Origin of the sequence: Tranquillimonas rosea (genome assembly GCF_900111315.1) — a bacterium.
In the GTDB taxonomy this organism is placed as follows: Bacteria; Pseudomonadota; Alphaproteobacteria; order Rhodobacterales; family Rhodobacteraceae; genus Tranquillimonas; species Tranquillimonas rosea.
In genome coordinates this window covers 546,484-568,190 of record NZ_FOGU01000001.1, presented here as the reverse complement: position 1 = coordinate 568,190, position 21,707 = coordinate 546,484, and the positions used below count along the sequence as shown (strand labels likewise).

The window sequence follows — 21,707 nt, the reverse complement described above, 5'->3', positions numbered from 1 at the left end:
GGCAAGGGTCGGGCCGGGTTCGGACCGCCAGCGAACGGTCTTGATCGGCCGGAATGGGCGAAGGTCCGAAGCGAGGAGACGCCGTCTCAGGCGTGTGCCGGGAAGCGCCGCCAACTTTCGGGCGCGCTTCCCGCGGGGGATCAGAGGCCCAGCTTGTCCGTCACGATCTGGTTGACCGCCTTGGGATTGGCCTTGCCGCCGGTGGCCTTCATCACTTGGCCGACGAACCAGCCGGCGAGCTTGGGGTTGCCCTGCGCCTTTTCGACCTGGGCGGGGTTGGCGGCGATGATGTCGTCGACCGCGGCCTCGATGGCGCCGGTGTCCGTGACCTGCTTCATGCCGCGGTCCTCGACGATCTGCGCGGGATCGCCGCCTTCGGTCCAGACGATCTCGAACAGGTCCTTGGCGATCTTGCCGCTGATCTCGTCCTTGGCCAGCAGGTCCAGGATCGCGCCGAGCTGCGCGGCGGAGACAGGGCTTTCCGAGATCGCCAGGTCGTCCTTCTTCAGCCGCCCGAACAGCTCGTTGATGACCCAGTTCGCGGCGGTCTTGCCGTCGCGGCCCGCGGCGACCTCTTCGAAGAAGGCGGCGTTCTCGACCTCGGCGGTCAGCACGTTCGCGTCGTATTCGGTCATGCCGTATTCGGTCACGAACCGCGCGCGCTTCTCGTCGGGCAGCTCGGGGAGCGAGCCGGCGATCTCGTCGACCCAGGCCTGCTCGATCTCGAGCGGCAGCAGGTCGGGATCGGGGAAGTAGCGGTAATCGTGCGCCTCTTCCTTGTTGCGCATCGAGCGGGTCTCACCCTTGTCGGGGTCGTAGAGCCGGGTCTCCTGCACGACGCTGCCGCCGTCCTCGATGATGGCGATCTGGCGGCGCGCCTCGTGGTCGATCGCCGCCTGGATGAACCGCATCGAGTTCATGTTCTTGATCTCGCACCGGGTGCCGAGCACGCTCGGGTCGCCGGTTTCGATGAACTTCTCGTAGTCGCCCGGACGGCAGACCGAGACGTTCACGTCGGCGCGCAGATTACCGTTCTGCATGTCGCCGTTGCAGGTGCCGAGATACCGCAGGATCTGGCGCAGCTTGCCGACATAGGCGGCGGCCTCTTCGGGGCCGCGGATGTCGGGGCGGCTGACGATCTCCATCAGCGCGACGCCGGTGCGATTGAGATCGACGAAGGACATGTGCGGGTCCATGTCGTGGATCGACTTGCCCGCGTCCTGTTCCATGTGGATGCGCTCGATCCGGACCTTGCGGGCCACGCCCGGCCCCATGTCGACCAGCACCTCGCCCTCGCCGACGAGCGGGTGGTAGAGTTGGCTGATCTGATAGCCCTGGGGCAGGTCGGGGTAGAAGTAGTTCTTGCGGTCGAAGGCCGAGACGAGGTTGATCTGCGCTTTCAGCCCGAGCCCGGTCTTGACCGCCAGTGCGACGCAGCCCTCGTTGATGACCGGCAGCATACCCGGCATCCCGGCGTCGACGAAGGCGACGTTCGAGTTCGGCTCGGCGCCGAACTGCGTCGAGGCGCCCGAGAATAGCTTGGCCTTCGAGGCGACCTGGGCGTGTACCTCCAGGCCGATGACCAGTTCCCAGTCGTGTTTGGCGCCCTGGATGACCTTGGGTGTCGGCGCCTCGTAGGTGAGATCGAGCATGGGCGAGAGCCTCCGGGCTGCGTTTCGCGGGCGGTTCTAGGCCAGCCCTGCGGCGGCGGCAAGCGGGCGAGGGCAGATCGGTCGCATCCGCACCGATATCGGACAGTCGGCGGGTCTCTGTGCGTCCATCGGCGGATCGCTGCCGCTTTTCGGGGGTGGGGTTGATCGAAGGTGGCGAGTCGGGGCACCTACCGCGCCAGTCCGAAACAAGTTGGAGCCCAGTCGGATGCGTCGCATTGCACTGCTCGCCGTCTGTCTTCTCGCCTCTGCCTGCTCTCTCCAGAAAGCCGAAACCGCCACGCCCGAGCCGCAGCTGCCCGTGACCCGGTGGGATCACCGTCCCGAGGCGACGCTCTGGACCGAGGCCTCGATGTCCGCGATGGCCTCGCAAGGGGCTGGCCTGCGCGATTTCACGCCGTCTGACATCGACGATTGGTGCCCCGGCTATGCCGAGGGCACGCCGGAAGAGCGGTCGGCGTTCTGGGTCGGGCTCCTCTCGGCGCTTGCCAAGCACGAAAGCACCTGGCGGCCCGATGCCGTCGGCGGGGGCGGGCAGTGGTTCGGCCTCGTGCAGATCGACCCGAACACGGCACGTGGCTATGACTGCCGGGCCAAGAGCGGCGAGGCGCTGAAGGACGGCGTTGCCAACCTTAGCTGCGCCATCCGCATCGCCACCCACCAGGTGATGTCCCGCGGCACCGTCGCGCGCGGGATGCTCGACTGGGGGCCGTTCCATTCGTCCTCCAAGCGGGACGAGATGCGCGCCTGGGTCGTCCAGCAGCCCTATTGCCAGACAGAGGGCTGAGCGCATGACCCGTTCGGGCCTGTTCGCCGCCGTGTCGCGCCGCTGCGTTCTGGCGGCAACCGTGGCCATGGGCCTCGCGGTCCCGACCGCGTCGCTGGCGAGCCCCGAGGCGGCCGACGCCGTCGAGGCCCCAGCGGTCAGCCCGATGCCAAGGGCGCGGCCCGAATGGGTGGAGGTGATCCCGACCGCGCGCTGGGATTTCCGTTCCGAGGGCGACGCGTGGTCGCGCGCAGTGCTCGACGCGCTCCGCGGCCCCGGCGAGCCGCTGGTCAGCATGGTGCCCGGTGACATCGAGACCTGGTGCCCCGGTTACGCCGACGCGCCCACGGGCGCGCGCCGGTCGTTCTGGGTCGGGTTCCTCTCGGCGCTGGCCAAGCACGAAAGCACTTGGCGCCCCGGCGCGGTGGGCGGCGGCGGTCAGTGGTACGGCCTTCTGCAAATCCTGCCGGCGACGGCACGTGGCTATGGCTGCCGCGCGCGCAGTGGGCAGGCTTTGACGGACGGCGCGGCGAACTTGTCCTGCGCGGTCCGGATCATGGCCCGCACGGTCAAGCGCGACGGCGTGATCCACGCCCGCAGCCCGAAATGGAGCGGCGTGTCGGCGGATTGGGGCCCGATGCGCTCGGGCACCAAGCGTGCCGAGATGGCGTCCTGGCTGCGGCGGCAGGACTATTGCCAGATGTTCGCCAGCCCGCGGCCGACGCGCAAGCCGGTGCCGGAAACGCTGGTCGCCGGTCCCGTCCTGCCGGACCTGCGCCCCGAAGCGCGGCCAGACCGCGTGACGCCGGTCGAGGTGACCCGCGCGGCGACGTCCTCGGTCGATTTCCTGATCGGTCCCTGAGCCGGGCCCGTCCGACGGCTAGTTCGGGATCTGCGTCCGGCGCCGCGACAGCGAGGGCAGGCCGGTATTGTCCACCAGAGAAACCGTCGGCGCGTAGCGGCCGCCGAGCGCCAGGGTCGCCTTGCGCAACAACTCGATCCCATCCTCCGACGTCGCCGGAAGCGCCGCCGGCGAAATCGGCTCGCCCACGGTGACGCGATACGGTTGCCGGAACTTGTTCAGCGTCTCGTGGAACAGGGTGATGTCGCGCAGGGTCGGGTGAATCTTGTCGAAGATGTAGAAGATCGCCGAATTGCGCGCTCGAACGTTCACCGGAATCACCGGCAGATCGAACTTCCGCGCGATCATGGCGGCCGAAGTCATCCATTGCCGTTCATAGAGGCGCAGCCCGCGCCGCTTGGCAAGACGGCCGGCGGGGAAGATCACGCCGACGCGGCCGTCGTCGATCGCCTCTCTCGTGTAGTTCATCGTCTCGCGCGTCTTGCCGCGGCTGCGCTTGTCCTGTCGCCACTCCACCGGGCAGATCATCGACGACATCTGCGGCAGGACGCGCAGGATGTCGGAATTGGCGTAGAAGAACAGGTCGGGCCGGAGCGGCGCGATCAGGTGGTGCAGGATGATTCCGTCGGCGATGCCGGTGGGATGGTTGGCCACGATCAGTGCGGGCCCCTGGCGCGGGATGTTGTCGAGGCCCGTCGCCTCGACGTCCTGCGCAAGGTAGTCGCCCATCTGGTTCATGATCGACGGCGAGTCGGCGTGCTCGAAATGTTCGGCCAGCCGCACGGTCTTGTCATAGCTCAGCATTTTCGTGAGCGCGCGATGAACAAGACGCGTTCCCGGCCTGTTGGCGAACAGCCAGGGTGCGCGTTCGGATATCAGCGGATCGAGTCGCTCTCTCATGGCCCCACACAACACTTCAAGTTGACAGGGCCATGACTAGACAATCCGGCCCGGCGGCAAAATACCCCTCTGAGAGTATAGTATAGGTCGCCGGACCGGTCCCCGCCACCCGTGTTTCCGTTCAGCGGCGGGGACTTGCACGTGTCAGGCCGCGACCGACTGGTCGTGGCGGCCCTCGATCTGCTCGATGATGCGCTTCACGAACGCCTCCAGGTCGCCCGGATTGCGGCTCGTGGTGATGACGCCGTCGGTGACGACCTCTTCATCCACGACGTCCGCGCCCGCGTTGCGCAGGTCGGTGCGGATCGACGGATAGCTCGTCGCCCGCTTGCCGCGCAGCAGGTCGGCCTCGACCAGAAGCCAAGGGGCGTGGCAGATCGCAGCGGTGGGTATGCCCGCTTCGACAAATTCGCGAACGCGCATGACCGCCTCGGGCTCGGTGCGCAGGATGTCGGGATTGATCTGGCCGCCCGGCAGGACAAGCGCGTCGTAGTCGCGCACGCTCGTGTCGCCGAGACCCAGATCGGCGGGGACGGTATCGCCCCAGTCGGTCTTGTCCCAACCGGTGATGTCCTTGCCGTCGAGACTGGCAACATGGACGGTCGCGCCGGCCTCGCGCAGCTTGTCGCGCGGCACGGTCAACTCGGATTGCTCGAAACCGTTGGTCGCGAGGATCAGGACCTTCGCGTCGGTGATGCTCGGCATAATTGCCTCCTGTCTGTCTGCTTGGCGCTGAAACGGACAGGAGGCGGTCAGGTTCCGTGGCTCACACGACAGCGTGAAGGGTCAGTCCCCGAGGATGCGCGCGACCATCTCGCCCGTGTCGCGGGACAGCCCTTCGGTCGCGCGCAGGCGACCGAGCGCGGCGCGGATCATCTCCTGCCGGTCGGTGTCGTAGCGGTGCCAGGTCTCGAACATCGTGGTCATCCGCGCGGTCGTCTGCGGGTTCAGCGGGTCCAGCCGGACCAGCCAGTCGATCACCTGCTCGTAGACCGCGCCCGACGGCTCGTGAAAGCCGGCATGGTTGCCCGCGATCCCGCCTATCACCGAGCGGAAGCGGTTGGGATTCTTCCAGTCGAAGTTCGGATGCTCGGTCAGGCGCCGCATAGTGTCGGCGGTGTCGCCCGGCTTGGCGAGGCCCGCCTGCAGCGCGAACCACTTGTCCAGCACGAGGCGGTCGTGGTCCCACTGGCGGAAGAAGGCGTCGAGCTGATCGGCGCCTTCGCCGATCCGTACCAGGCAGGTGATGGCGCCCATCTGCTCGGTCATGTTGTCGGCGGTCTCGAACTGGCGCGCGGCCCGCTTGCCGCCATCTGTCCGCGACATCAGCGCAAGCGCCGTCTGCCGCAGCGACCGGCGGCCCGCCGCCTTGGGATCGGGAGTGTAGGGGCCGACGACCTCCATCGCCTCGTAGATCTGCGGCAGCACGTCCGAAAGATGCTCTGCGATCTTCTGGTTCAGCGCGCGGTTGGCGGCGTTGATCCGCAGCGGGTCGGGCGTGACTCCGCCGTCGGCCAGCGCCTGCGCCATGTCGTCGTCCGACGGCAGCGCCAGCGCCAGCGAGCGGAAGGCCGGGTCGAGCGTGTCGTCCCGCGCCACCCGTTCCAGCGCGTCGAGATAGGCGGGTCCCGGCTGCGCATCGTCGGTGACCATGCGGATCAGTACGTCGCGGGCCAGCGCGCGCCCCGCCTCCCACTTGGTGAAGGGGTCGGTATCGTTCGCCAGCAGGAAGGCGCGTTCCTCGGTCGAGGTCGCGCGGTCGAGGATCACCGGCGCCGAGAACCCGCGCAGGAGCGAGGGCACGGGCTTCTCGCTCAGGCCCTCGAACGTGAAGCTCTGCTCGGACTCTGTCATCTCGAGCAGGGTGGTGGGGACGATCTCGTCGCCCTCGGGCGACAGCAGGCCCACGGCGATGGGTAGCACCTGCGGGCCCTTTTCGTCCTGCCCCGGCGTCGGGGGCGTCTCCTGCTGGAAGTGCAGGGTGTAGGTGCCGTCCTCGAACTCTTCCAGCACGCGAAGGCGCGGTGTGCCGGATTGCGTGTACCAGTGCGAAAAGGCGTGCAGGTCGCGCCCGGTGGCATCCTGGAACACCGCCAGCCAGTCCTCGACGGTGCAGGCTTGCCCGTCATGCCGCTCGAAATAGAGATCGAGCGCCCGGTGATAGGCCTCGTCGCCCACCAGCCGCTTGAGCATGCCGATCACTTCGGCGCCCTTCTCGTAGACGGTCGCGGTGTAGAAGTTGTTGATCTCGATATAGGAGGACGGCCGGACGGGGTGCGACAGCGGCCCGTTGTCCTCGCGGAACTGGCGGGCGCGCAGCATGACGACGTCGTCGATGCGCTTCACCGCGTGGCTGCGCTGGTCGCCGGTGAACTCGCGGTCGCGGAACACGGTCAGACCTTCCTTCAGGCACAGCTGGAACCAGTCGCGGCAGGTGATGCGGTTGCCGGTCCAGTTGTGGAAATACTCGTGGGCAATGATGCCCTCGATCAGCTCGTAGTCGCGGTCGGTGGCCGTCTCGGGCGAGGCGAGGACATACTTCGAGTTGAAGATGTTCAGCCCCTTGTTCTCCATCGCGCCCATGTTGAAGTCGTCGACGGCAACGATGTTGAACACGTCGAGGTCGTATTCGCGGCCGTAGGTCTCTTCGTCCCAGCGCATCGAGCGTTTCAGCGCGTCCATCGCGTAGTCGGCCTTTCCCTCGTCGCCGGGCCGGACGTAGATGTTCAGCGCGACGGGCAGGCCGCTCTTGGTGGTGAACGTGTCCGGATGCGCCACGAGATCGCCGGCGACCAGCGCGAACAGGTATGCCGGTTTCGGCCAGGGATCGTGCCATTCGGCGAAGGCCTCACCGAAATGCACCGGGTTGCCGTTCGACAGAAGGACCGGCGCCTCGCCGTCTATGCGGACATGGAACGGCGCCATCACGTCGGGGCGGTTGGGATAGTAGGTGATCTTGCGAAAGCCCTCGGCCTCGCACTGGGTGCAGTACATGCCGTTCGACATGTAGAGCCCTTCGAGGGCGGTGTTGTCCGCCGGCGAGATTTCGACCTCGGCCTCCCAGACGAATGCGCCATCGGGGACGTCGACCGTCAGCCCGGTGTCGTCCAGCCGCGGCTCGACCTCTTCGCCGTCGATGAGGGCCGACAGCAGCTTGAGCGCCTCCCCGTCCAGCCGCATGGTCCGCGACGGCTCGGCGGCGGGGTTGGGACGGAACGCGATCCGCGCCAGGACCCGTGTGGCGTGCGGGTCGAGCCGGAAGGTCAGGCGCACCTCGTCGATCTCGAACGGGTAGGGTGCGTAGTCGCTCAACAGCACGGCACGGGGCGCGGCGTCCTTCATTCTCGTCTCCTGCTCCGGAATTGAACCTCAGCGGTCCTTCTTACGTTAGACGGGTAACGCCGCTCAGCAAGCGGCAGACCTGTCAGCCGTTAGGAGGTATCCCATGTCCGCCCCCAAGACCAACCTTGAAGAGCAGGAAAAGAAGCACAAGACCCCGCTTCTGGGGATGGGCGCCTCGGTGCTCTTGGCGCTCGTTTTGCTGGTGCTTCTGATCGGCTGGGTGACGATCCGCGGGATCGGTGGCAACGAGGACACCGGAGAGAACGTCGACGCGTCCGCCCCCGTCACCAGCGAAGCGGGCGAGTAACGCCGGGGGCTGCCCCGTGGCACCGCGTCGCAAGGGAGACCTGCCCACCAAGGTCTGTGCCGTCTGCGGCCGCCCCTTCGCCTGGCGACGCAAGTGGGCGCAAGTCTGGGACGAGGTGCGCTATTGTTCCGACCGGTGCCGCCGGAACCGGAGGCCGACCTCGCGCCCGCGCTGACGAATCCGGCAGGGCGCCGTATTTTCGCGCAATCGCCCGTCGCACAGGATGTGTGCGGTGCGGCGGTTGTTGGCCGCCCCGTGATGCCCTTATATTAACGTTTCATACAACGGCAGCAGGGAACTGGCATGGCGCGACCGGTCGTCGGCATCATCGGAAACGAGCATCTGATCAACGGGGAATACCGCGTCCACGGTGGTGGCGCGATGAACTCCGAGGCGATCTCGAAGGTGTCCGACGCGGTGCCGCTCGTCGTTCCGTGCGATCCCGAAGTGCTCTCGGTCGAGGACCTGATGGAGTGCTGCGACGGCTTCCTGTTCACGGGCGGCCGGCCGAACGTGCATCCCGAGGAGTACGGCGAAGTCGCGACCGAGGCGCACGGCGCCTTCGACCGCTCCCGCGATCGCATCGCCCTGCCGCTGATCCGCGCCTGCATCGACCGGGGACAGCCTGTTCTGGGCATCTGTCGCGGCTTCCAGGAGGTCAACGTGGCGATGAACGGCACACTCTATCCCGAGATTCGGGACCTGCCGGGCCGCATGAACCATCGCATGCCGCCCGAGGGCACGCTGGAAGAGAAGTTCGAGCTGCGCCACCAGGTGACGTTCACGCCCAACGGGCCGTTTCACCGCCTGATGGGCGCCACCGAGGTGATGACCAACACGCTGCACGGCCAGGGAATCAAGTCCGCCGGACCGCGCGTGGTGATCGACGGGCATGCCTCGGACGGCACGCCCGAGGCACTGTATGTCGACGGGGCGCCCGGATTCGCGCTTGCGGTTCAGTGGCATCCGGAGTGGCGGGCGTCCGAGGATCCCGTCTCGCGACCGCTTTTCGAGGCCTTCGGCGCGGCCGTGTCCGACTGGGCCAGTGGGAAGAGACGGCGGGTTCTTCAAAGCGCGTAATTTTTGGGCAGGCGGGGAAAGTTAGCGCTTGCAGTGATGCGTCGAGAGGCAGATAAGCCGTCTCCGATTTCACCCGGCAACGCTGCCGCCGAAGACTTGTCATGCGCTACCTCCTCATCGATGGTTCTCCTGGGTCGCTGACGACCCGGATCGCTTCCTATGCTTTCTCGCTGCTGACGGCCCGGTTCTGTCCGGTGGCCCGGCTGCCCGTGACTGCCCTGCATCTTCTTGGCCCCGAGGGCATCCGCGCCGCGATCATCGTCGTTGTGCCGGACTTGTTGCGCAGGCGCGACCTCTCCTCCGCTCTGGGCCGATGGGGCAGTGTGCCGTTCTTCGTGCTCGCGGTCGGACAGGCAGTCCCGCCCGACGAGCGCGAGGTCGGTCGCCTGCTGGGGAAGGTCGCCGAGGCCATCGGCCAACTGCCGGTCGCGGCGGCCGCGCTGCACGGCCTCGACGTGGCCTGGTCATCGCCGGTGCCCGAGCACGGGAACCTTTCGGTGCCCGAGGTGATTTCCGAGCGGCCCCATGCGGGGCAGGGACTTGATCAGCTGCTTGCCGGATGGGCCGAGGGCGTGCAGAGATCGAGCCGTCAATTCGCCGGAGGAGACGCCTAGGTGCAAAGATCGACCATCAACGACCTCATCGCAGACGCCGCCGAGATGATCGCGCGGCACGGCTTCGTGCTGCCGCCCTTCGCGAACTGGTCCCCCGACGATTTCGTCGCGCAGGGCGAACGCGCCCGCCGGATCATCGACTCCGGCATGGGATGGGACGTCACCGACTACGGTCTCGGGACGTTCGACGAGACGGGCCTCGTGCTCTTCACCCTGCGGAACGGAGCCCTGGCGGACCTCCAGCGCGGCCGGGGCATGTGCTATGCCGAGAAGCTGCTGATTACGCGCGAGGATCAGCTGAGCCCGATGCACACCCACGTCATGAAGGCCGAGGACATCATCAACCGCGGTGGCGGAACGCTCGCCCTCGAACTTTTCGGCTCGGATTCCAAGGGCGGTTTCGCCGAGGATCGCGGCGTGCAGGTCCGGTGTGACGGCATCCCGCGCGAGATCGGCCCGGGTGAGGTGCTGCGTCTGGCCCCCGGCGAAAGCGTCACGCTGATGCCGGGCGACTGGCACGCCTTCTGGGGCGAGGGCGGCGACGTGCTGGTGGGCGAGGTTTCGACCGTCAATGACGACGTGACCGACAACGTGTTCCGCGACGAAATCGGCCGCTTCCCCGCCGTCGACGAGGACGTCGCGCCGAGCCGCCTGCTCGTCAGCGACTACGCGACGTGGCTTCCGGCATAAGCATCAGGTGACGGCGTTGCGCACGCGGTAGGCGGCGTCGTCCCAGAGCCGCTCGTCGAGGATCCGGGCCAGCGTCGCCACCGCCGCCCGGATGTCGTCCTCGCTGGTGTAAAGCGGGGTCAGTCCGAAGCGCAGGATGTCCGGCGCACGGAAGTCGCCGATCACGCCGCGGGCGATCAGCGCCTGCATCACCGCATACCCCTCGGGGTGGCGAAACGAGATCTGGCTGCCGCGTGCGGCCGGGTCAGCAGGCGACGCCAGCTCGAGCCCGGGGCAGCTGCGCGCGACCTCGTCCCGGAACAGCTCGGCCAGGGCGATCGAGCGCCGCCGCAGGTCGCCCATGTCCACGCCCTCCCAGATGTCGAGTGCCGCATCCAGCGCCGCGAGTTGGAGGATCGGTGGCGTTCCCACGCGCATCCGGGCGATGCCCGCGCCGGGGCGATAATCGGGATCGAAGGCGAACGGCGCCTCGTGCCCCAGCCAGCCGGCCAGCGCCGGGCGGGCGCGGTCGGCCAGATCGGGCCGGATATAGATGAAGGCCGGTCCGCCGGGCCCGGAATTGAGAAACTTGTAGGTGCAGCCGACGGCGAAATCGGCGTCGGTGCCGGCGAGGTCGACGGGCAAGGCGCCGGCGGAATGGGCGAGATCCCAGATCGCAAGCGCGCCGGCCTCGTGCGCCCGGCGCGTCAGGGCGGCCATGTCGTGCCGCCGCCCGGTGCGGTAATCCACTTCGGTCAGAAGCGTTGCGGCGACGGTGTCGTCGATGTGGTCGGCCACCTCCTCGGGGGCGACCCGTTTCAGGCGGTGCCCGCGGCCGAGCGCCTCGATCAGCCCCTCGGCGACGTAGAGATCCGAGGGAAAGTTGCCGGTGTCCGACAGGATGACCCGGCGGTCGGGTTGCATTTCCAGGGCAGCGGCGAGCGCCTGGTAGACCTTGACCGACAACGTGTCGCCCATCACCACCGTGCACGGCGCGGCGCCGATCAGGCGGGCGATCCGGTCGCCGATGCGCGCGGGGGCGGCCATCCAGCCCGCGCGGTTCCACGCGGTGATCAGCATCTCTCCCCATTCGGCGGTCATCATCTCGTGCACGCGGTCGGGGGCGGCCTTGGGCAACGGTCCCAGCGAATTGCCGTCGAGGTAGATCACGCCGTCGGGAAGGTGAAACATCTCGCGTGTCGCGGCGAAATCGGTCATCTCTCGGCCCTCCCGTCCGTCCTCTTTCCGGCAGCGGCGTCCGGCTGGACAGCCGCGCCGGGTGCGGCGATACCTCGTTGCGGAGGTGCGCGCCATGGCGAAATGGATCGACATTCCCCCGACGTGGTTGGCGCTGTGCATCGCGCTCGGCTGGGCGCAGGCGGCGCTGTGGCCCGTTGCGTGGCCGGGCTGGGGGCGTCCCCTGGGCGGTCTGCTGATCGCGACGGGGCTCGCGCTGATGCTTGCCGCCGTGCTCGAGATGCGGCGCCGGCGCACGACCCCGCTGCCCCACCTCATGCCCTCGGCGCTGGTGCGCACGGGCGTGTTCCGGGTCTCGCGCAACCCGATCTACCTGGGCGATCTTCTGTTGCTGGCCGGGGCGGGGCTGGCGCGTGGCTCGTGGCTCGCGCTTCTCGCGGTGCCGGTTCTCGCCTGGCTGCTCGACCGACGGTTCATCCGGCCCGAGGAAGAGCGCCTGCGCACCGCCTTCGGCCACGATTTCGAACGCTATCGCGCCGGGGTGCGGCGCTGGATCTGAGCGGGCCGCATCTCTTGCATGTCGTCATGGCTTCCGGTTGCGCAACAAAATTGCGGCCTATACACAGGCTTGACCCTGGGGCTGCCATACACGATGCCGTTACGGAACCGGACGCGGGCCCCGCGCCAATGAGCCAGAAGGGAGTAGGGACGTGAAGATCGGAACGCCAACGGAAGTGATGTCGGGCGAAGCCCGTGTCGCGATGACACCGGAGAGCGCGAAGGCTCTTCAGAAGCTGGGGCACGAGTGCGCGGTCCAGTCTGGCGCGGGTATGCGGGCGGGGTTCACCGACGCGGCCTACCGCGAGGCGGGTGTCGAGGTGGTGGACGACGCGGCAGCGCTTTATGCCGGCTGCGACGTGGTGGCCAAGGTGCGCCCGCCGACGGACGAGGAAGTGGGGATGCTGCGGCGCGATCAGCTGCTGATCTCGTTCTTCTACCCCGCCTCGAACGAGGCCCTGCTGGAGCGGGCGAAGGAGCAGGGCGCGAGCCTGATCGCGATGGACATGGTGCCGCGGATCAGCCGGGCGCAGAAGATGGACGCGCTGTCGTCGATGGCGAACATCGCGGGCTACCGCGCGGTGATCGAGGCGGGCAACAATTTCGGCCGGTTCTTCACCGGCCAGGTGACGGCGGCGGGGAAGGTGCCGCCGGCGAAGGTGCTGGTGGTGGGCGCCGGGGTCGCGGGTCTGGCCGCGATCGGCACCTCGACCTCGCTGGGCGCGATCACCTACGCCTTCGACGTGCGCCCCGAGGTGGCCGAGCAGATCGAGTCGATGGGGGCGGAGTTCGTCTATCTCGACTTCGACGAAGAGACCAAGGACGGCTCCGAGAGCGGCGGCTACGCCGCGCCGTCGAGCCCGGAATTCCAGGAAAAGCAGCTCGAGAAGTTCCGCGAGCTGGCGCCCGACGTGGACATCGTCATCACCACGGCGCTGATCCCGAACCGCGAAGCGCCGAAGCTGTGGACGAAGGACATGGTCGAGGCGATGAAGCCCGGCAGCGTCATCATCGACCTCGCCGCCGAGCGCGGCGGCAATTGCGAGCTGACGCGCAAGGACGAGAAGTTCGTCACCGAGAACGGCGTCACCATCGTGGGCTACACCGACTACCCCTCGAAGATGGCGACGCAATCCTCGGCGCTCTACGCGACAAATGTCCGCCACATGATGACCGATCTGACGCCCGAGAAGGACGGCCAGGTCGTGCACGACATGGAGGATGACGTGATCCGGGGCGCCACGGTGACCCACCACGGCGAGATCACCTATCCTCCGCCGCCGCCCAAGACCAAGGCGATCGGTGCGGCGCCCAAGACCGAGAAGCCGAAGGAACTGACGCCCGAAGAGAAGCGCGCGCAGGAGCTGGCCGCGTTCCGGTCACAGACGAAACGGCAGGTGACGCTGCTGGGCGTGGGCGCGGTGGCGATGCTTCTGGTGGGGCTGGTGGCGCCGGCCTCGTTCCTGCAGCATTTCATCGTGTTCGTGCTGGCGGTGTTCGTGGGCTTCCAGGTGATCTGGAATGTCAGCCACAGCCTGCACACGCCGCTGATGGCGGTGACGAACGCGATCTCTTCGATCATCATCCTCGGTGCGCTGATGCAGATCGGCTCGGGGTCGTTCCTGGTGATCCTCCTTGCCGCGCTGTCGGTCTTCATGGCCGGGATCAACATCTTCGGCGGCTTCCTCGTGACGCGGCGGATGCTCGCGATGTTCCAGAAATCGTAAGGAGGGGACCATGGATTTCGGATTTACCACAGCGGCCTACGTGGTCGCGGCCGTCCTCTTCATTCTGAGTCTGGGCGGCCTGTCGGGCCAGGAAAGCGCCAAGCGGGCGATCTGGTACGGCATCGCCGGCATGACGCTGGCGGTTCTGGCGACGCTGTTCGGCCCAGGCGTGGGGCTTTGGCTGCTGTCGCTGATCCTGATCGCCGGTGGCGGCGTGATCGGCGTCATCGTCGCCAAGCGGGTGCAGATGACCGAGATGCCGCAGCTGGTGGCGGCGATGCACTCGCTGGTCGGTCTCGCGGCGGTGTTCGTGGGCTACAACGCCCATTTCGAGATCGGCCGGGTGGCGCAGGCCTTTGCCGAGGCGGGGACGCTGTTCCCGCGGCCGGCGGTCGAGGCCGAGGCGGCGGCGGTGGCCGAGAGCTTCCGCGGCTTCGCGGCGATCGTGGCGCACAAGACCCAGGCCGAGATCAACGTGCTGCGGCTGGAGCTTTTCCTCGGGGTGTTCATCGGCGCGATCACCTTCACGGGCTCGGTGGTGGCCTACGGCAAGCTGGCGGGCAAGGTGACGAGCGCGGCGACGAAGCTGCCGGGCGGGCACCTGCTGAACGCGGCTGCGGCCATCGGCTCGGCACTGTGCCTGGTGTGGTTCTTCGGCTCGGGCGGGTTCTTCCCGCTGTTCCTGATGACGCTCCTGTCGCTGTTCATCGGCTATCACCTGATCATGGGTATCGGCGGCGCCGACATGCCGGTCGTGGTGTCGATGCTGAACTCGTATTCGGGCTGGGCCGCGGCGGCGATCGGTTTTTCGCTGTCGAACGACCTCCTGATCGTGGTCGGCGCGCTGGTGGGCTCGTCCGGTGCGATCCTGTCCTACATCATGTGCAAGGCGATGAACCGCAACTTCGTCAGCGTGATCCTCGGGGGCTTCGGCGGCAGCCAGGGTCCCGCGCAGGAGATGGAGGGCGAGATGGTCGCCACCGACGCCGACGCGGTCGCCTCGGCGCTGGACGAGGCGGACAGCGTGATCATCGTGCCGGGTTACGGCATGGCGGTGGCGCAGGCGCAGAACGCCGTCAGCGAACTGACGCGCAAGCTGCGGGGCAAGGGCAAGGAGGTGCGCTTTGCCATCCACCCCGTCGCCGGCCGCCTGCCGGGGCACATGAACGTGCTCCTGGCCGAGGCGAAGGTGCCCTACGACATCGTTCTCGAGATGGAGGAGATCAACGACGATTTCCCCGACACCGACGTGGTGATCATCATCGGCTCGAACGACATCGTGAACCCTGCCGCTCAGGACGACCCCAACAGCCCGATCGCCGGCATGCCGGTTCTCGAGGTCTGGAAGGCCAAGGACGTCTTCGTCTGCAAGCGCGGCCAGGGTACCGGCTATTCGGGGATCGAGAACCCGCTGTTCTTCAAGGACAACACGCGCATGCTCTACGGCGACGCGAAGGCCAGCATCGAGGGCCTTCTCAGCAGGATCAGCAGCTGAACGACGCCGTCCCGTGGCTTAAGGGGCCCGCCCGGATCATCCGGGCGGGCCCTTTTGCGTCTGACGGGCCCGGCGGGGATTGATCCGCCGCGGCCACGACCCACCTGTGCCGCATGCTGCCGAGACCGCTCGAATACCTTCTCGCCGCACTGGCCCTCGCGCTGGGGATGGCGCTGTGCGCGACCGGCGGCGCGCTTTTGGGCGCGCGCCCGATTGTCGCGCAGGGCGAGGCGGTTGTCGGGCTGATCCTGCTTTATCTCGGGGCACGCGGCTTGCGCACGCTGTTCCGGCGGTAGCCATTGCCGGCGGTGCTGGCTATCGTGCGTCGGGGCGGCGGTTGGCCGCCCGACGGTGTGCCCTAGGTCCCGGCCGGGTGCGCGCCGCGCCCGATGACGACAGCGGAGGCCCGAATGGCGGCGACCGAGACGACACCTCATCCCCCCGACCGAAGCCCGGTGGACATCTTCGTGATCGGCGGCGGGATCAACGGCACCGGCATCGCGCGGGATGCGCAGGGACGGGGGCTGAGCGTCGCACTGGCCGAGATGAACGACCTGGCCTCGGCCACCTCGTCGGCCTCGACCAAGCTGTTCCACGGCGGCCTGCGGTATCTCGAGTTCTTCGAGTTCAAGCTGGTGCAGAAGGCGCTGGTGGAGCGTGAGACGCTGCTGAAGGCAATGCCGCATATCAGCTGGCCCATGCGGTTCGTGCTGCCGTACAGCGCCGAGATGCGCTTCGAGGGAGAGACGCCGACTTCGAAGCTGTTGAACACGGTCATGCCGTGGATGAAGGGACGCCGGCCGTCCTGGCTGATCCGGCTGGGGCTGTTCATGTACGACAACCTGGGCGGGCGGAAAATCCTGCCGGGGACGCGCACGCTGGACCTGACCGAGCGGCCCGAGGGCGGGCCGATCTCGGATCGGTTCAAGAAGGCTTACGAATATTCCGATTGCTGGGTGGAGGATTCGCGGCTGGTGGTGCTGAACGCCCGCGACGCCGAACAGCGCGGCGCGCGGATCATGACGCGCACCAAGGTCCTGTCGGCCGAGCGCGAAGCCGGCCTCTGGCGGATCGAGCTGGAGCACGAGGACACCGGCACCCGGGAAGTCGTCCAGGCCCGCACGCTGGTCAATGCAGGCGGCCCTTGGGTCGGCGACATCATCCGCAACGCCGTGCACGTGAACTCGAGCGAGGACGTGCGGCTGGTGCGGGGCAGTCATATCGTCACCAAGCGTCTCTACGACCACGACAAGGCGTATTTCTTTCAGGGCGAGGACGGGCGGATCATCTTCGCGATCCCATACGAGACCGACTTCACCTTGATCGGCACCACCGACAAGGACCACGGAAACGATCCGTCGAAGCCGGCGGAATGCACCGAAGAAGAGGCGGATTATCTCTGCCGGTTCGCCTCGCAGTATTTCAAGAAACCAGTCACCCGCGACGACATCGTCTGGACCTACTCGGGCGTGCGGCCGCTTTATGACGACGGGGCCAAGTCCGCGACGGCGGCGACGCGTGACTACGTGCTGACCCTCGACGCGGGCCCGGCGACCGACGGCCCCCTGGGATCCGAGCCGCCACTTCTGAACGTCTTCGGCGGCAAGATCACGACCTACCGCAAGCTGGCCGAGCAGGCGCTGGCCAAGATCACGCCATTTTTCCCCGGCACACCGGGGGAGTGGACGGCCGAGGTGCCGCTGCCCGGCGGCGATTTTCCGGTGGCGTCCGTCGACCGCCAGATCGCGGAACTGCAACAGGAATACGGGTTCCTCGACGCGTTCTGGGCACGGCGCCTGATCCGCGCCTACGGTACCGACGCCCGCGAGATACTTGGCAGCGCCGCGGCGACCGACGATCTCGGCCGAATCTTCGGCGCGACGCTGACCGAGGCCGAGATCCGCTGGCTGATGGACAAGGAGTTCGCCCGCACGGCCGACGACGTCGTCTGGCGCCGGTCGAAACTGGGCCTGCGGATGAGCGCCGATGAGATCGCGGAACTCGACGCCTGGATGGCCGAGGCGCGCGGCGTGGCCCGCGCCGCGGAATAGGCGGGCCGATCTGAGGGTTTGAAACGGCGGCGCGTGTCGGCTTGAGTGTGCCTGACGCGCAAGACCGCCGCAGGAACGAGGGGAGGAGTCATGGGACACATTCTGGCCATCGATCAGGGCACCACGTCCAGCCGGGCAATCCTGTTCGACGAGACATTCGGGATCGTCGCCAAGGCGCAGGAGGAGTTCACCCAGCACTACCCGGCCTCGGGCTGGGTCGAGCATGACGTCTCGGACCTCTGGTCCACGACTGCGGGCACCTGCCGCGAGGTGATCGAGCGCGCCAGCGTTCCGGTCTCCGACATCGCCGCGATCGGGATCACCAACCAGCGCGAGACGGTCGTGGTCTGGGAAAAGGCGACGGGGCGCCCGATCCACAAGGCGATCGTCTGGCAGGACCGGCGCACCTTCGAGATGACCGACCGGCTCAAGGCCGAGGGGCACGAGCCGATGGTGACGGAACGGACCGGCCTGCTGCTCGATCCGTATTTCTCGGCGACGAAGCTGGCCTGGATTCTCGACAACGTGGACGGTGCCCGACAGAAGGCCGAGGCCGGCGAGCTGCTGTTCGGGACGGTCGACTGCTATCTGATCTGGAAGCTGACGGGCGGTGCGTCGCACGTGACGGATGCGACCAACGCCTGCCGCACGATGCTTTACGATATCCGCAAGGGGCGCTGGTCGACGACGATCTGCGACCTTCTGGGCATCCCGGAATCGATGCTGCCCGAGGTGCGCGACAGCGCGACCGAGTTCGGTGTCACGCGGTCCGACCTGTTCGGGCGCGAGATCCCGATCCTGGGCGTTGCCGGCGACCAGCAGGCGGCGACCGTGGGGCAGGCGTGCTTCAAGCCCGGGATGCTGAAATCCACCTACGGGACGGGCTGTTTCGCGCTTCTGAACACGGGCGAAGAACCGGTGTTCTCGCAGAACCGGCTTCTCACCACGATCGCCTACCAGTTCGATGGCAAGCCCACATACGCGCTGGAGGGGTCGATCTTCATCGCGGGGGCGGTGGTGCAATGGCTGCGCGACGGGCTGAAGATCATCCGCGACGCCAAGGAGACGCAGCCGATGGCCGAGCGCTCGGATACCTCGCAGGACGTGATCCTCGTCCCCGCCTTCACGGGGCTGGGGGCGCCGTACTGGAATGCCGAGTGCCGCGGCGCCATCTTCGGTCTGACGCGCAATTCCGGCCCCGAAGAGTTCGCGCGGGCCGCTCTGGAAAGCGTGGGGTACCAGACCCGCGATCTTCTGGAGGCGATGCAGGCGGACTGGTCCAAGGGCGAGGCGCAGACCCTGCGTGTTGACGGTGGCATGTCGGCCTCGGACTGGGCGATGCAGTTCCTCAGCGACATCATCGGCGCCCCCGTGGACCGGCCCGAGGTGCTCGAGACGACTGCGCTGGGGGCGGCGTGGCTGGCCGGCATGAAGGCCGGCGTCTATCCCGATCAGGATGGCTTTGCCGAGGGCTGGGCGCTCGACAAGCGGTTCGAGCCGCGGATGGACGAGGACACGCGCCAAGCCAAGTACGACGGATGGCGCCGGGCCATCAGGGCGACCCTGGCGACGGTGGAGTCCTGAGAGCCGACCACATGGTTGTCCACAGGCCCGGGGCCCGAGCGGAACGGGGAACGGTCCGAACCGGCTGTTTTTCCTTAACCTTGCGTTAACTTTCCGTTCGGTAAGTTGTCCGGGGCGCGGTGGTGCACAGGAAAGCGGGCCAGGGGGCGCCGGCTTGCGCCCGATGGTCGCGCCATCGCGGACGCGTTAACGCGCGGCGCGTGTCTTTCAAGGCCCAGAGTTTCCGGCTGTCTACTTGCGGCCCCTCTGACGCGTCACTAAGACTCTGTTGGCAAATTGAGGCTAGGTTTCCAGACAGCGCGAGGCAGGCGGAATGACCGATCCGATCGACACGTACATGAACAACCTCGTCCCCATGGTGGTGGAACAGACCGGCCGGGGCGAACGCGCCTACGACATCTTCTCGCGGCTGCTGAAAGAGCGTATCATCTTTCTCTCCGGTCCGGTCCACGACGGCATGTCGAGCCTGATCGTCGCGCAGCTGCTGCACCTCGAGGCGGAAAATCCCTCGAAAGAGATCTCAATGTACATCAACAGCCCAGGTGGCGTCGTCACCTCGGGACTGTCGATCTACGACACGATGCAGTACATCAAGCCGGCCGTCTCCACGCTGGTCGTGGGGCAGGCGGCCTCGATGGGATCGCTCCTGCTGGCGGCGGGTGCGCCGGGCATGCGCTTTTCGCTGCCCAACAGCCGGGTGATGGTCCACCAGCCCTCGGGCGGCTATCAGGGGCAGGCCACGGACATCATGATCCACGCCCAGGAGACGCAGAAGCTGAAGGACCGGCTCAATCAAATCTACGTCAAGCACACCGGGCAAAAGCTGAAGACCGTCGAGGACGCGCTCGAGCGTGACAAGTTCATGTCGCCCGAAGAGGCGAAGGATTGGGGCATCATCGACGACATCGTCGAGAACCGCGACGCGCCCGAGGGGGAATCCTGACCCGGACCCGGGATCGCGTTTTTCGCGTTGTGCCAGAAAATGGTCTGCCCTAGGCTTGGTCGGAGGGCAGACCGGCCACCCCGCGGGGGCCCACACGAAAGGGCGAAATGCCCGAGAGGTAAGACATGGCGAATACTTCCGGCGACAGTAAGAACACGCTATATTGCTCCTTCTGCGGCAAGAGCCAGCACGAGGTCCGAAAGCTCATCGCCGGGCCGACCGTGTTCATCTGCGATGAATGCGTCGAACTCTGCATGGACATCATCCGCGAAGAGACGAAGGCGTCGGGCCTGAAGTCGTCGGAAGGTGTGCCGAGCCCGAAAGAGATCTGCGAGATCCTCGATGACTACGTCATCGGTCAGTCGCATGCGAAACGCGTGCTCTCCGTCGCGGTTCACAACCACTACAAACGCCTGAATCACGCCGGCAAGACGGATATCGAGCTGAACAAGTCGAACATCCTGCTGATCGGCCCGACAGGCTGCGGCAAGACGCTTCTGGCGCAGACACTGGCCCGAATCCTCGACGTGCCCTTCACCATGGCGGACGCGACCACGCTGACCGAGGCTGGGTATGTCGGCGAGGATGTCGAGAACATCATCCTCAAGCTACTCCAGGCGTCCGAATACAACGTCGAGCGCGCGCAGCGCGGCATCGTCTACATCGACGAGGTCGACAAGATCACGCGCAAGTCCGACAACCCGTCCATAACCCGTGACGTGTCGGGCGAGGGCGTGCAGCAGGCGCTTCTGAAGATCATGGAGGGCACCGTCGCGTCGGTACCGCCCCAGGGCGGGCGCAAGCATCCGCAGCAGGAATTCCTGCAGGTGGACACGACGAACATCCTGTTCATCTGCGGCGGTGCCTTCGCGGGGCTCGACCGGATCATCTCGCAGCGCGGGAAGGGCAGCGCGATCGGCTTTGGCGCCGACGTGAAGGACGAAAGCCTGCGCGGCATCGGCGAGACCCTCACCGACCTCGAGCCCGAGGATCTGCTGAAGTTCGGCCTGATCCCCGAATTCGTCGGCCGTCTGCCCGTCATCGCGACGCTGGAGGACCTGGACGAAGACGCACTGGTGACGATCCTCACCCAGCCGAAGAACGCATTGGTCAAGCAGTACCAGCGCCTCTTCGAGTTGGAGGATGCCGAGCTGACCTTTACTGAAGATGCGCTGATGGCCATCGCCAAGCGGGCGATCGCCCGCAAGACCGGCGCCCGTGGCCTGCGGTCGATCCTAGAGGACATCCTGCTCGACACGATGTTCGATCTGCCGGGCATGGAAGGTGTCGACGAGGTCGTGGTCAACGAAGAGGCCGTGACGTCGGAAGCTGCGCCGCTGATGATCTATGCCGAGCAGAAGAAGGAATCCGCGACGGCCGGGTAAACCGCGCCGTGCGTGAACCGAAGTTTCCGAATGCGGCGTCGGGTGTCCCGGCGCCGCATTTTCGTTGCCGCACCGGGCCTGTCGCGATAGGCCAGCGGCAACGCGACGGCGGCTCTGGACCTTCGTCGCTTCCTCGGCCATATCTGCCGTATCCCTGATCCCGGAGGACCCGATGGGCATTTTCGATACCATCAAGCGCGCCGTCATCTGGTGGGACGGCCAGACGCTGGGCACGCAGCTCTTCACGTTGCGCAACGGCGTGAAGGTCGGCGAGGACGATGCCGGCAACATCTTCTACCGCTCGAAGGACGGCAAGAAGCGCTGGGTCATATATAACGGCGAAGCCGAGGCAAGCCGGGTGGGGCCTGACTGGCATGGCTGGCTGCACCACACCTGGGACGAGCCGCCGACCGAACGGCCGCTGACCCACAAGAAATGGGAAAAGCCGCATATCGCCAACATGACCGGCACCGATCTGGCCTATGCGCCGCCGGGATCGATCCGCCGGCCCGAGCCGAAGGCACGTAGCGACTACGAGGCCTGGAAGCCGGAGTAAC

General features: G+C 67.0%; 21 protein-coding genes. 16 read left to right on the top strand and 5 right to left on the bottom strand.

Annotation, left to right across the window (positions count from 1 at the left end):
- Positions 1-140: 140 nt before the first annotated feature.
- The gene (gene gatB / locus BMZ25_RS02710) at positions 141-1,652 is read right to left on the bottom strand and encodes an Asp-tRNA(Asn)/Glu-tRNA(Gln) amidotransferase subunit GatB (RefSeq protein ID WP_092687953.1); all 1,512 of its coding nucleotides are present in this window, start codon (positions 1,650-1,652) and stop codon (positions 141-143) included.
- A 226-nt stretch (positions 1,653-1,878) separates the two neighbouring features.
- Between gatB and BMZ25_RS02705 the strand changes: the two genes are divergently transcribed.
- Positions 1,879-2,457, top strand: coding sequence for a transglycosylase SLT domain-containing protein (locus BMZ25_RS02705; protein ID WP_092687950.1), 579 nt, complete (start codon positions 1,879-1,881; stop codon positions 2,455-2,457).
- Positions 2,458-2,461: 4 nt separating this feature from the next.
- Positions 2,462-3,298: a transglycosylase SLT domain-containing protein gene (locus tag BMZ25_RS02700; protein ID WP_235859755.1), complete on the top strand. Its 837-nt coding sequence runs from the start codon at positions 2,462-2,464 to the stop codon at positions 3,296-3,298.
- Positions 3,299-3,316: 18 nt separating this feature from the next.
- On the opposite strand, the gene BMZ25_RS02695 is transcribed toward BMZ25_RS02700, so the two are convergent.
- The 3 genes from BMZ25_RS02695 to pepN form a co-directional block, all read right to left on the bottom strand.
- The gene (locus BMZ25_RS02695) at positions 3,317-4,198 is read right to left on the bottom strand and encodes a lysophospholipid acyltransferase family protein (RefSeq protein WP_092687947.1); all 882 of its coding nucleotides are present in this window, start codon (positions 4,196-4,198) and stop codon (positions 3,317-3,319) included.
- Positions 4,199-4,342: 144 nt separating this feature from the next.
- A complete protein-coding gene (locus BMZ25_RS02690) occupies positions 4,343-4,903 on the bottom strand; it encodes a type 1 glutamine amidotransferase domain-containing protein (protein ID WP_092687944.1) in 561 nt (186 codons plus the stop codon).
- An 81-nt stretch (positions 4,904-4,984) separates the two neighbouring features.
- Entirely contained in the window at positions 4,985-7,540 is a 2,556-nt protein-coding gene (gene pepN / locus BMZ25_RS02685) for an aminopeptidase N (protein ID WP_092687941.1), read from the bottom strand.
- 103 nt (positions 7,541-7,643) lie between these two features.
- Between pepN and BMZ25_RS02680 the strand changes: the two genes are divergently transcribed.
- The 5 genes from BMZ25_RS02680 (at position 7,644) to BMZ25_RS02660 (ending at position 10,231) form a co-directional block, all read left to right on the top strand.
- Complete coding sequence (locus BMZ25_RS02680) at positions 7,644-7,847, top strand: hypothetical protein (RefSeq protein ID WP_092687938.1); 204 nt, start codon at positions 7,644-7,646, stop codon at positions 7,845-7,847.
- Complete coding sequence (locus tag BMZ25_RS02675) at positions 7,780-8,022, top strand: DUF2256 domain-containing protein (RefSeq protein ID WP_456243230.1); 243 nt, start codon at positions 7,780-7,782, stop codon at positions 8,020-8,022. Before BMZ25_RS02680 ends, BMZ25_RS02675 begins: the two co-directional genes overlap by 68 nt.
- A 128-nt stretch (positions 8,023-8,150) precedes the next feature.
- On the top strand, positions 8,151-8,927 hold the full coding sequence (locus tag BMZ25_RS02670; protein ID WP_092687932.1) for a gamma-glutamyl-gamma-aminobutyrate hydrolase family protein: 777 nt from the start codon (positions 8,151-8,153) through the stop codon (positions 8,925-8,927).
- A gap of 101 nt (positions 8,928-9,028) precedes the next feature.
- Positions 9,029-9,541, top strand: coding sequence for a hypothetical protein (locus tag BMZ25_RS02665; RefSeq protein WP_092687929.1), 513 nt, complete (start codon positions 9,029-9,031; stop codon positions 9,539-9,541).
- Positions 9,542-10,231: a D-lyxose/D-mannose family sugar isomerase gene (locus tag BMZ25_RS02660; RefSeq protein ID WP_092687927.1), complete on the top strand. Its 690-nt coding sequence runs from the start codon at positions 9,542-9,544 to the stop codon at positions 10,229-10,231.
- A gap of 3 nt (positions 10,232-10,234) precedes the next feature.
- On the opposite strand, the gene kynU is transcribed toward BMZ25_RS02660, so the two are convergent.
- Positions 10,235-11,428: a kynureninase gene (gene kynU, locus BMZ25_RS02655; RefSeq protein WP_092687924.1), complete on the bottom strand. Its 1,194-nt coding sequence runs from the start codon at positions 11,426-11,428 to the stop codon at positions 10,235-10,237.
- A 94-nt stretch (positions 11,429-11,522) separates the two neighbouring features.
- Here kynU and BMZ25_RS02650 point away from each other — a divergent pair, with 94 nt between their 5' ends.
- From BMZ25_RS02650 to BMZ25_RS02610, 9 genes are all read left to right on the top strand, one after another.
- Positions 11,523-11,966 (top strand): methyltransferase family protein, encoded by a 444-nt coding sequence (locus BMZ25_RS02650; protein WP_092687921.1) that lies wholly within the window; start codon positions 11,523-11,525, stop codon positions 11,964-11,966.
- A gap of 151 nt (positions 11,967-12,117) precedes the next feature.
- Entirely contained in the window at positions 12,118-13,692 is a 1,575-nt protein-coding gene (locus BMZ25_RS02645) for a Re/Si-specific NAD(P)(+) transhydrogenase subunit alpha (RefSeq protein ID WP_092687918.1), read from the top strand.
- Positions 13,693-13,702: 10 nt separating this feature from the next.
- Positions 13,703-15,187: an NAD(P)(+) transhydrogenase (Re/Si-specific) subunit beta gene (locus BMZ25_RS02640; RefSeq protein ID WP_092687916.1), complete on the top strand. Its 1,485-nt coding sequence runs from the start codon at positions 13,703-13,705 to the stop codon at positions 15,185-15,187.
- Between the two features lie 113 nt (positions 15,188-15,300).
- The gene (locus BMZ25_RS02635) at positions 15,301-15,483 is read left to right on the top strand and encodes a hypothetical protein (RefSeq protein ID WP_092687913.1); all 183 of its coding nucleotides are present in this window, start codon (positions 15,301-15,303) and stop codon (positions 15,481-15,483) included.
- A 114-nt stretch (positions 15,484-15,597) separates the two neighbouring features.
- Positions 15,598-17,238 carry a glycerol-3-phosphate dehydrogenase gene (gene glpD, locus BMZ25_RS02630; RefSeq protein WP_092687911.1) on the top strand — a complete coding sequence of 547 codons (1,641 nt, stop codon included), beginning with the start codon at positions 15,598-15,600 and terminating at the stop codon, positions 17,236-17,238.
- A 90-nt stretch (positions 17,239-17,328) separates the two neighbouring features.
- Positions 17,329-18,822 (top strand): glycerol kinase GlpK, encoded by a 1,494-nt coding sequence (gene glpK / locus BMZ25_RS02625; protein WP_092687908.1) that lies wholly within the window; start codon positions 17,329-17,331, stop codon positions 18,820-18,822.
- Positions 18,823-19,135: 313 nt separating this feature from the next.
- Positions 19,136-19,765 carry an ATP-dependent Clp protease proteolytic subunit gene (locus BMZ25_RS02620; RefSeq protein ID WP_092687905.1) on the top strand — a complete coding sequence of 210 codons (630 nt, stop codon included), beginning with the start codon at positions 19,136-19,138 and terminating at the stop codon, positions 19,763-19,765.
- A 125-nt stretch (positions 19,766-19,890) separates the two neighbouring features.
- Positions 19,891-21,150, top strand: a complete 1,260-nt coding sequence (gene clpX, locus BMZ25_RS02615) for an ATP-dependent Clp protease ATP-binding subunit ClpX (RefSeq protein WP_092687902.1) — start codon at positions 19,891-19,893, stop codon at positions 21,148-21,150.
- Between the two features lie 172 nt (positions 21,151-21,322).
- On the top strand, positions 21,323-21,706 hold the full coding sequence (locus BMZ25_RS02610) for an NADH:ubiquinone oxidoreductase subunit NDUFA12 (protein ID WP_092687899.1): 384 nt from the start codon (positions 21,323-21,325) through the stop codon (positions 21,704-21,706).
- The last annotated feature ends 1 nt before the right edge of the window (position 21,707 follow it).

Bases quoted from the DNA above. Each gene is read 5' to 3' on its own strand.
- gatB (WP_092687953.1), bottom strand. From the start codon at position 1,652: ATGCTCGATCTCACCTACGAGGCGCCGACACCCAAGGTCATCCAGGGC.
- BMZ25_RS02705 (WP_092687950.1), top strand. From the start codon at position 1,879: ATGCGTCGCATTGCACTGCTCGCCGTCTGTCTTCTCGCCTCTGCCTGC.
- BMZ25_RS02700 (WP_235859755.1), top strand. From the start codon at position 2,462: ATGACCCGTTCGGGCCTGTTCGCCGCCGTGTCGCGCCGCTGCGTTCTG.
- BMZ25_RS02695 (WP_092687947.1), bottom strand. From the start codon at position 4,198: ATGAGAGAGCGACTCGATCCGCTGATATCCGAACGCGCACCCTGGCTG.
- BMZ25_RS02690 (WP_092687944.1), bottom strand. From the start codon at position 4,903: ATGCCGAGCATCACCGACGCGAAGGTCCTGATCCTCGCGACCAACGGT.
- pepN (WP_092687941.1), bottom strand. From the start codon at position 7,540: ATGAAGGACGCCGCGCCCCGTGCCGTGCTGTTGAGCGACTACGCACCC.
- BMZ25_RS02680 (WP_092687938.1), top strand. From the start codon at position 7,644: ATGTCCGCCCCCAAGACCAACCTTGAAGAGCAGGAAAAGAAGCACAAG.
- BMZ25_RS02670 (WP_092687932.1), top strand. From the start codon at position 8,151: ATGGCGCGACCGGTCGTCGGCATCATCGGAAACGAGCATCTGATCAAC.
- BMZ25_RS02665 (WP_092687929.1), top strand. From the start codon at position 9,029: ATGCGCTACCTCCTCATCGATGGTTCTCCTGGGTCGCTGACGACCCGG.
- kynU (WP_092687924.1), bottom strand. From the start codon at position 11,428: ATGACCGATTTCGCCGCGACACGCGAGATGTTTCACCTTCCCGACGGC.
- BMZ25_RS02650 (WP_092687921.1), top strand. From the start codon at position 11,523: ATGGCGAAATGGATCGACATTCCCCCGACGTGGTTGGCGCTGTGCATC.
- BMZ25_RS02640 (WP_092687916.1), top strand. From the start codon at position 13,703: ATGGATTTCGGATTTACCACAGCGGCCTACGTGGTCGCGGCCGTCCTC.
- BMZ25_RS02635 (WP_092687913.1), top strand. From the start codon at position 15,301: ATGCTGCCGAGACCGCTCGAATACCTTCTCGCCGCACTGGCCCTCGCG.
- glpD (WP_092687911.1), top strand. From the start codon at position 15,598: ATGGCGGCGACCGAGACGACACCTCATCCCCCCGACCGAAGCCCGGTG.
- glpK (WP_092687908.1), top strand. From the start codon at position 17,329: ATGGGACACATTCTGGCCATCGATCAGGGCACCACGTCCAGCCGGGCA.
- BMZ25_RS02620 (WP_092687905.1), top strand. From the start codon at position 19,136: ATGACCGATCCGATCGACACGTACATGAACAACCTCGTCCCCATGGTG.
- clpX (WP_092687902.1), top strand. From the start codon at position 19,891: ATGGCGAATACTTCCGGCGACAGTAAGAACACGCTATATTGCTCCTTC.
- BMZ25_RS02610 (WP_092687899.1), top strand. From the start codon at position 21,323: ATGGGCATTTTCGATACCATCAAGCGCGCCGTCATCTGGTGGGACGGC.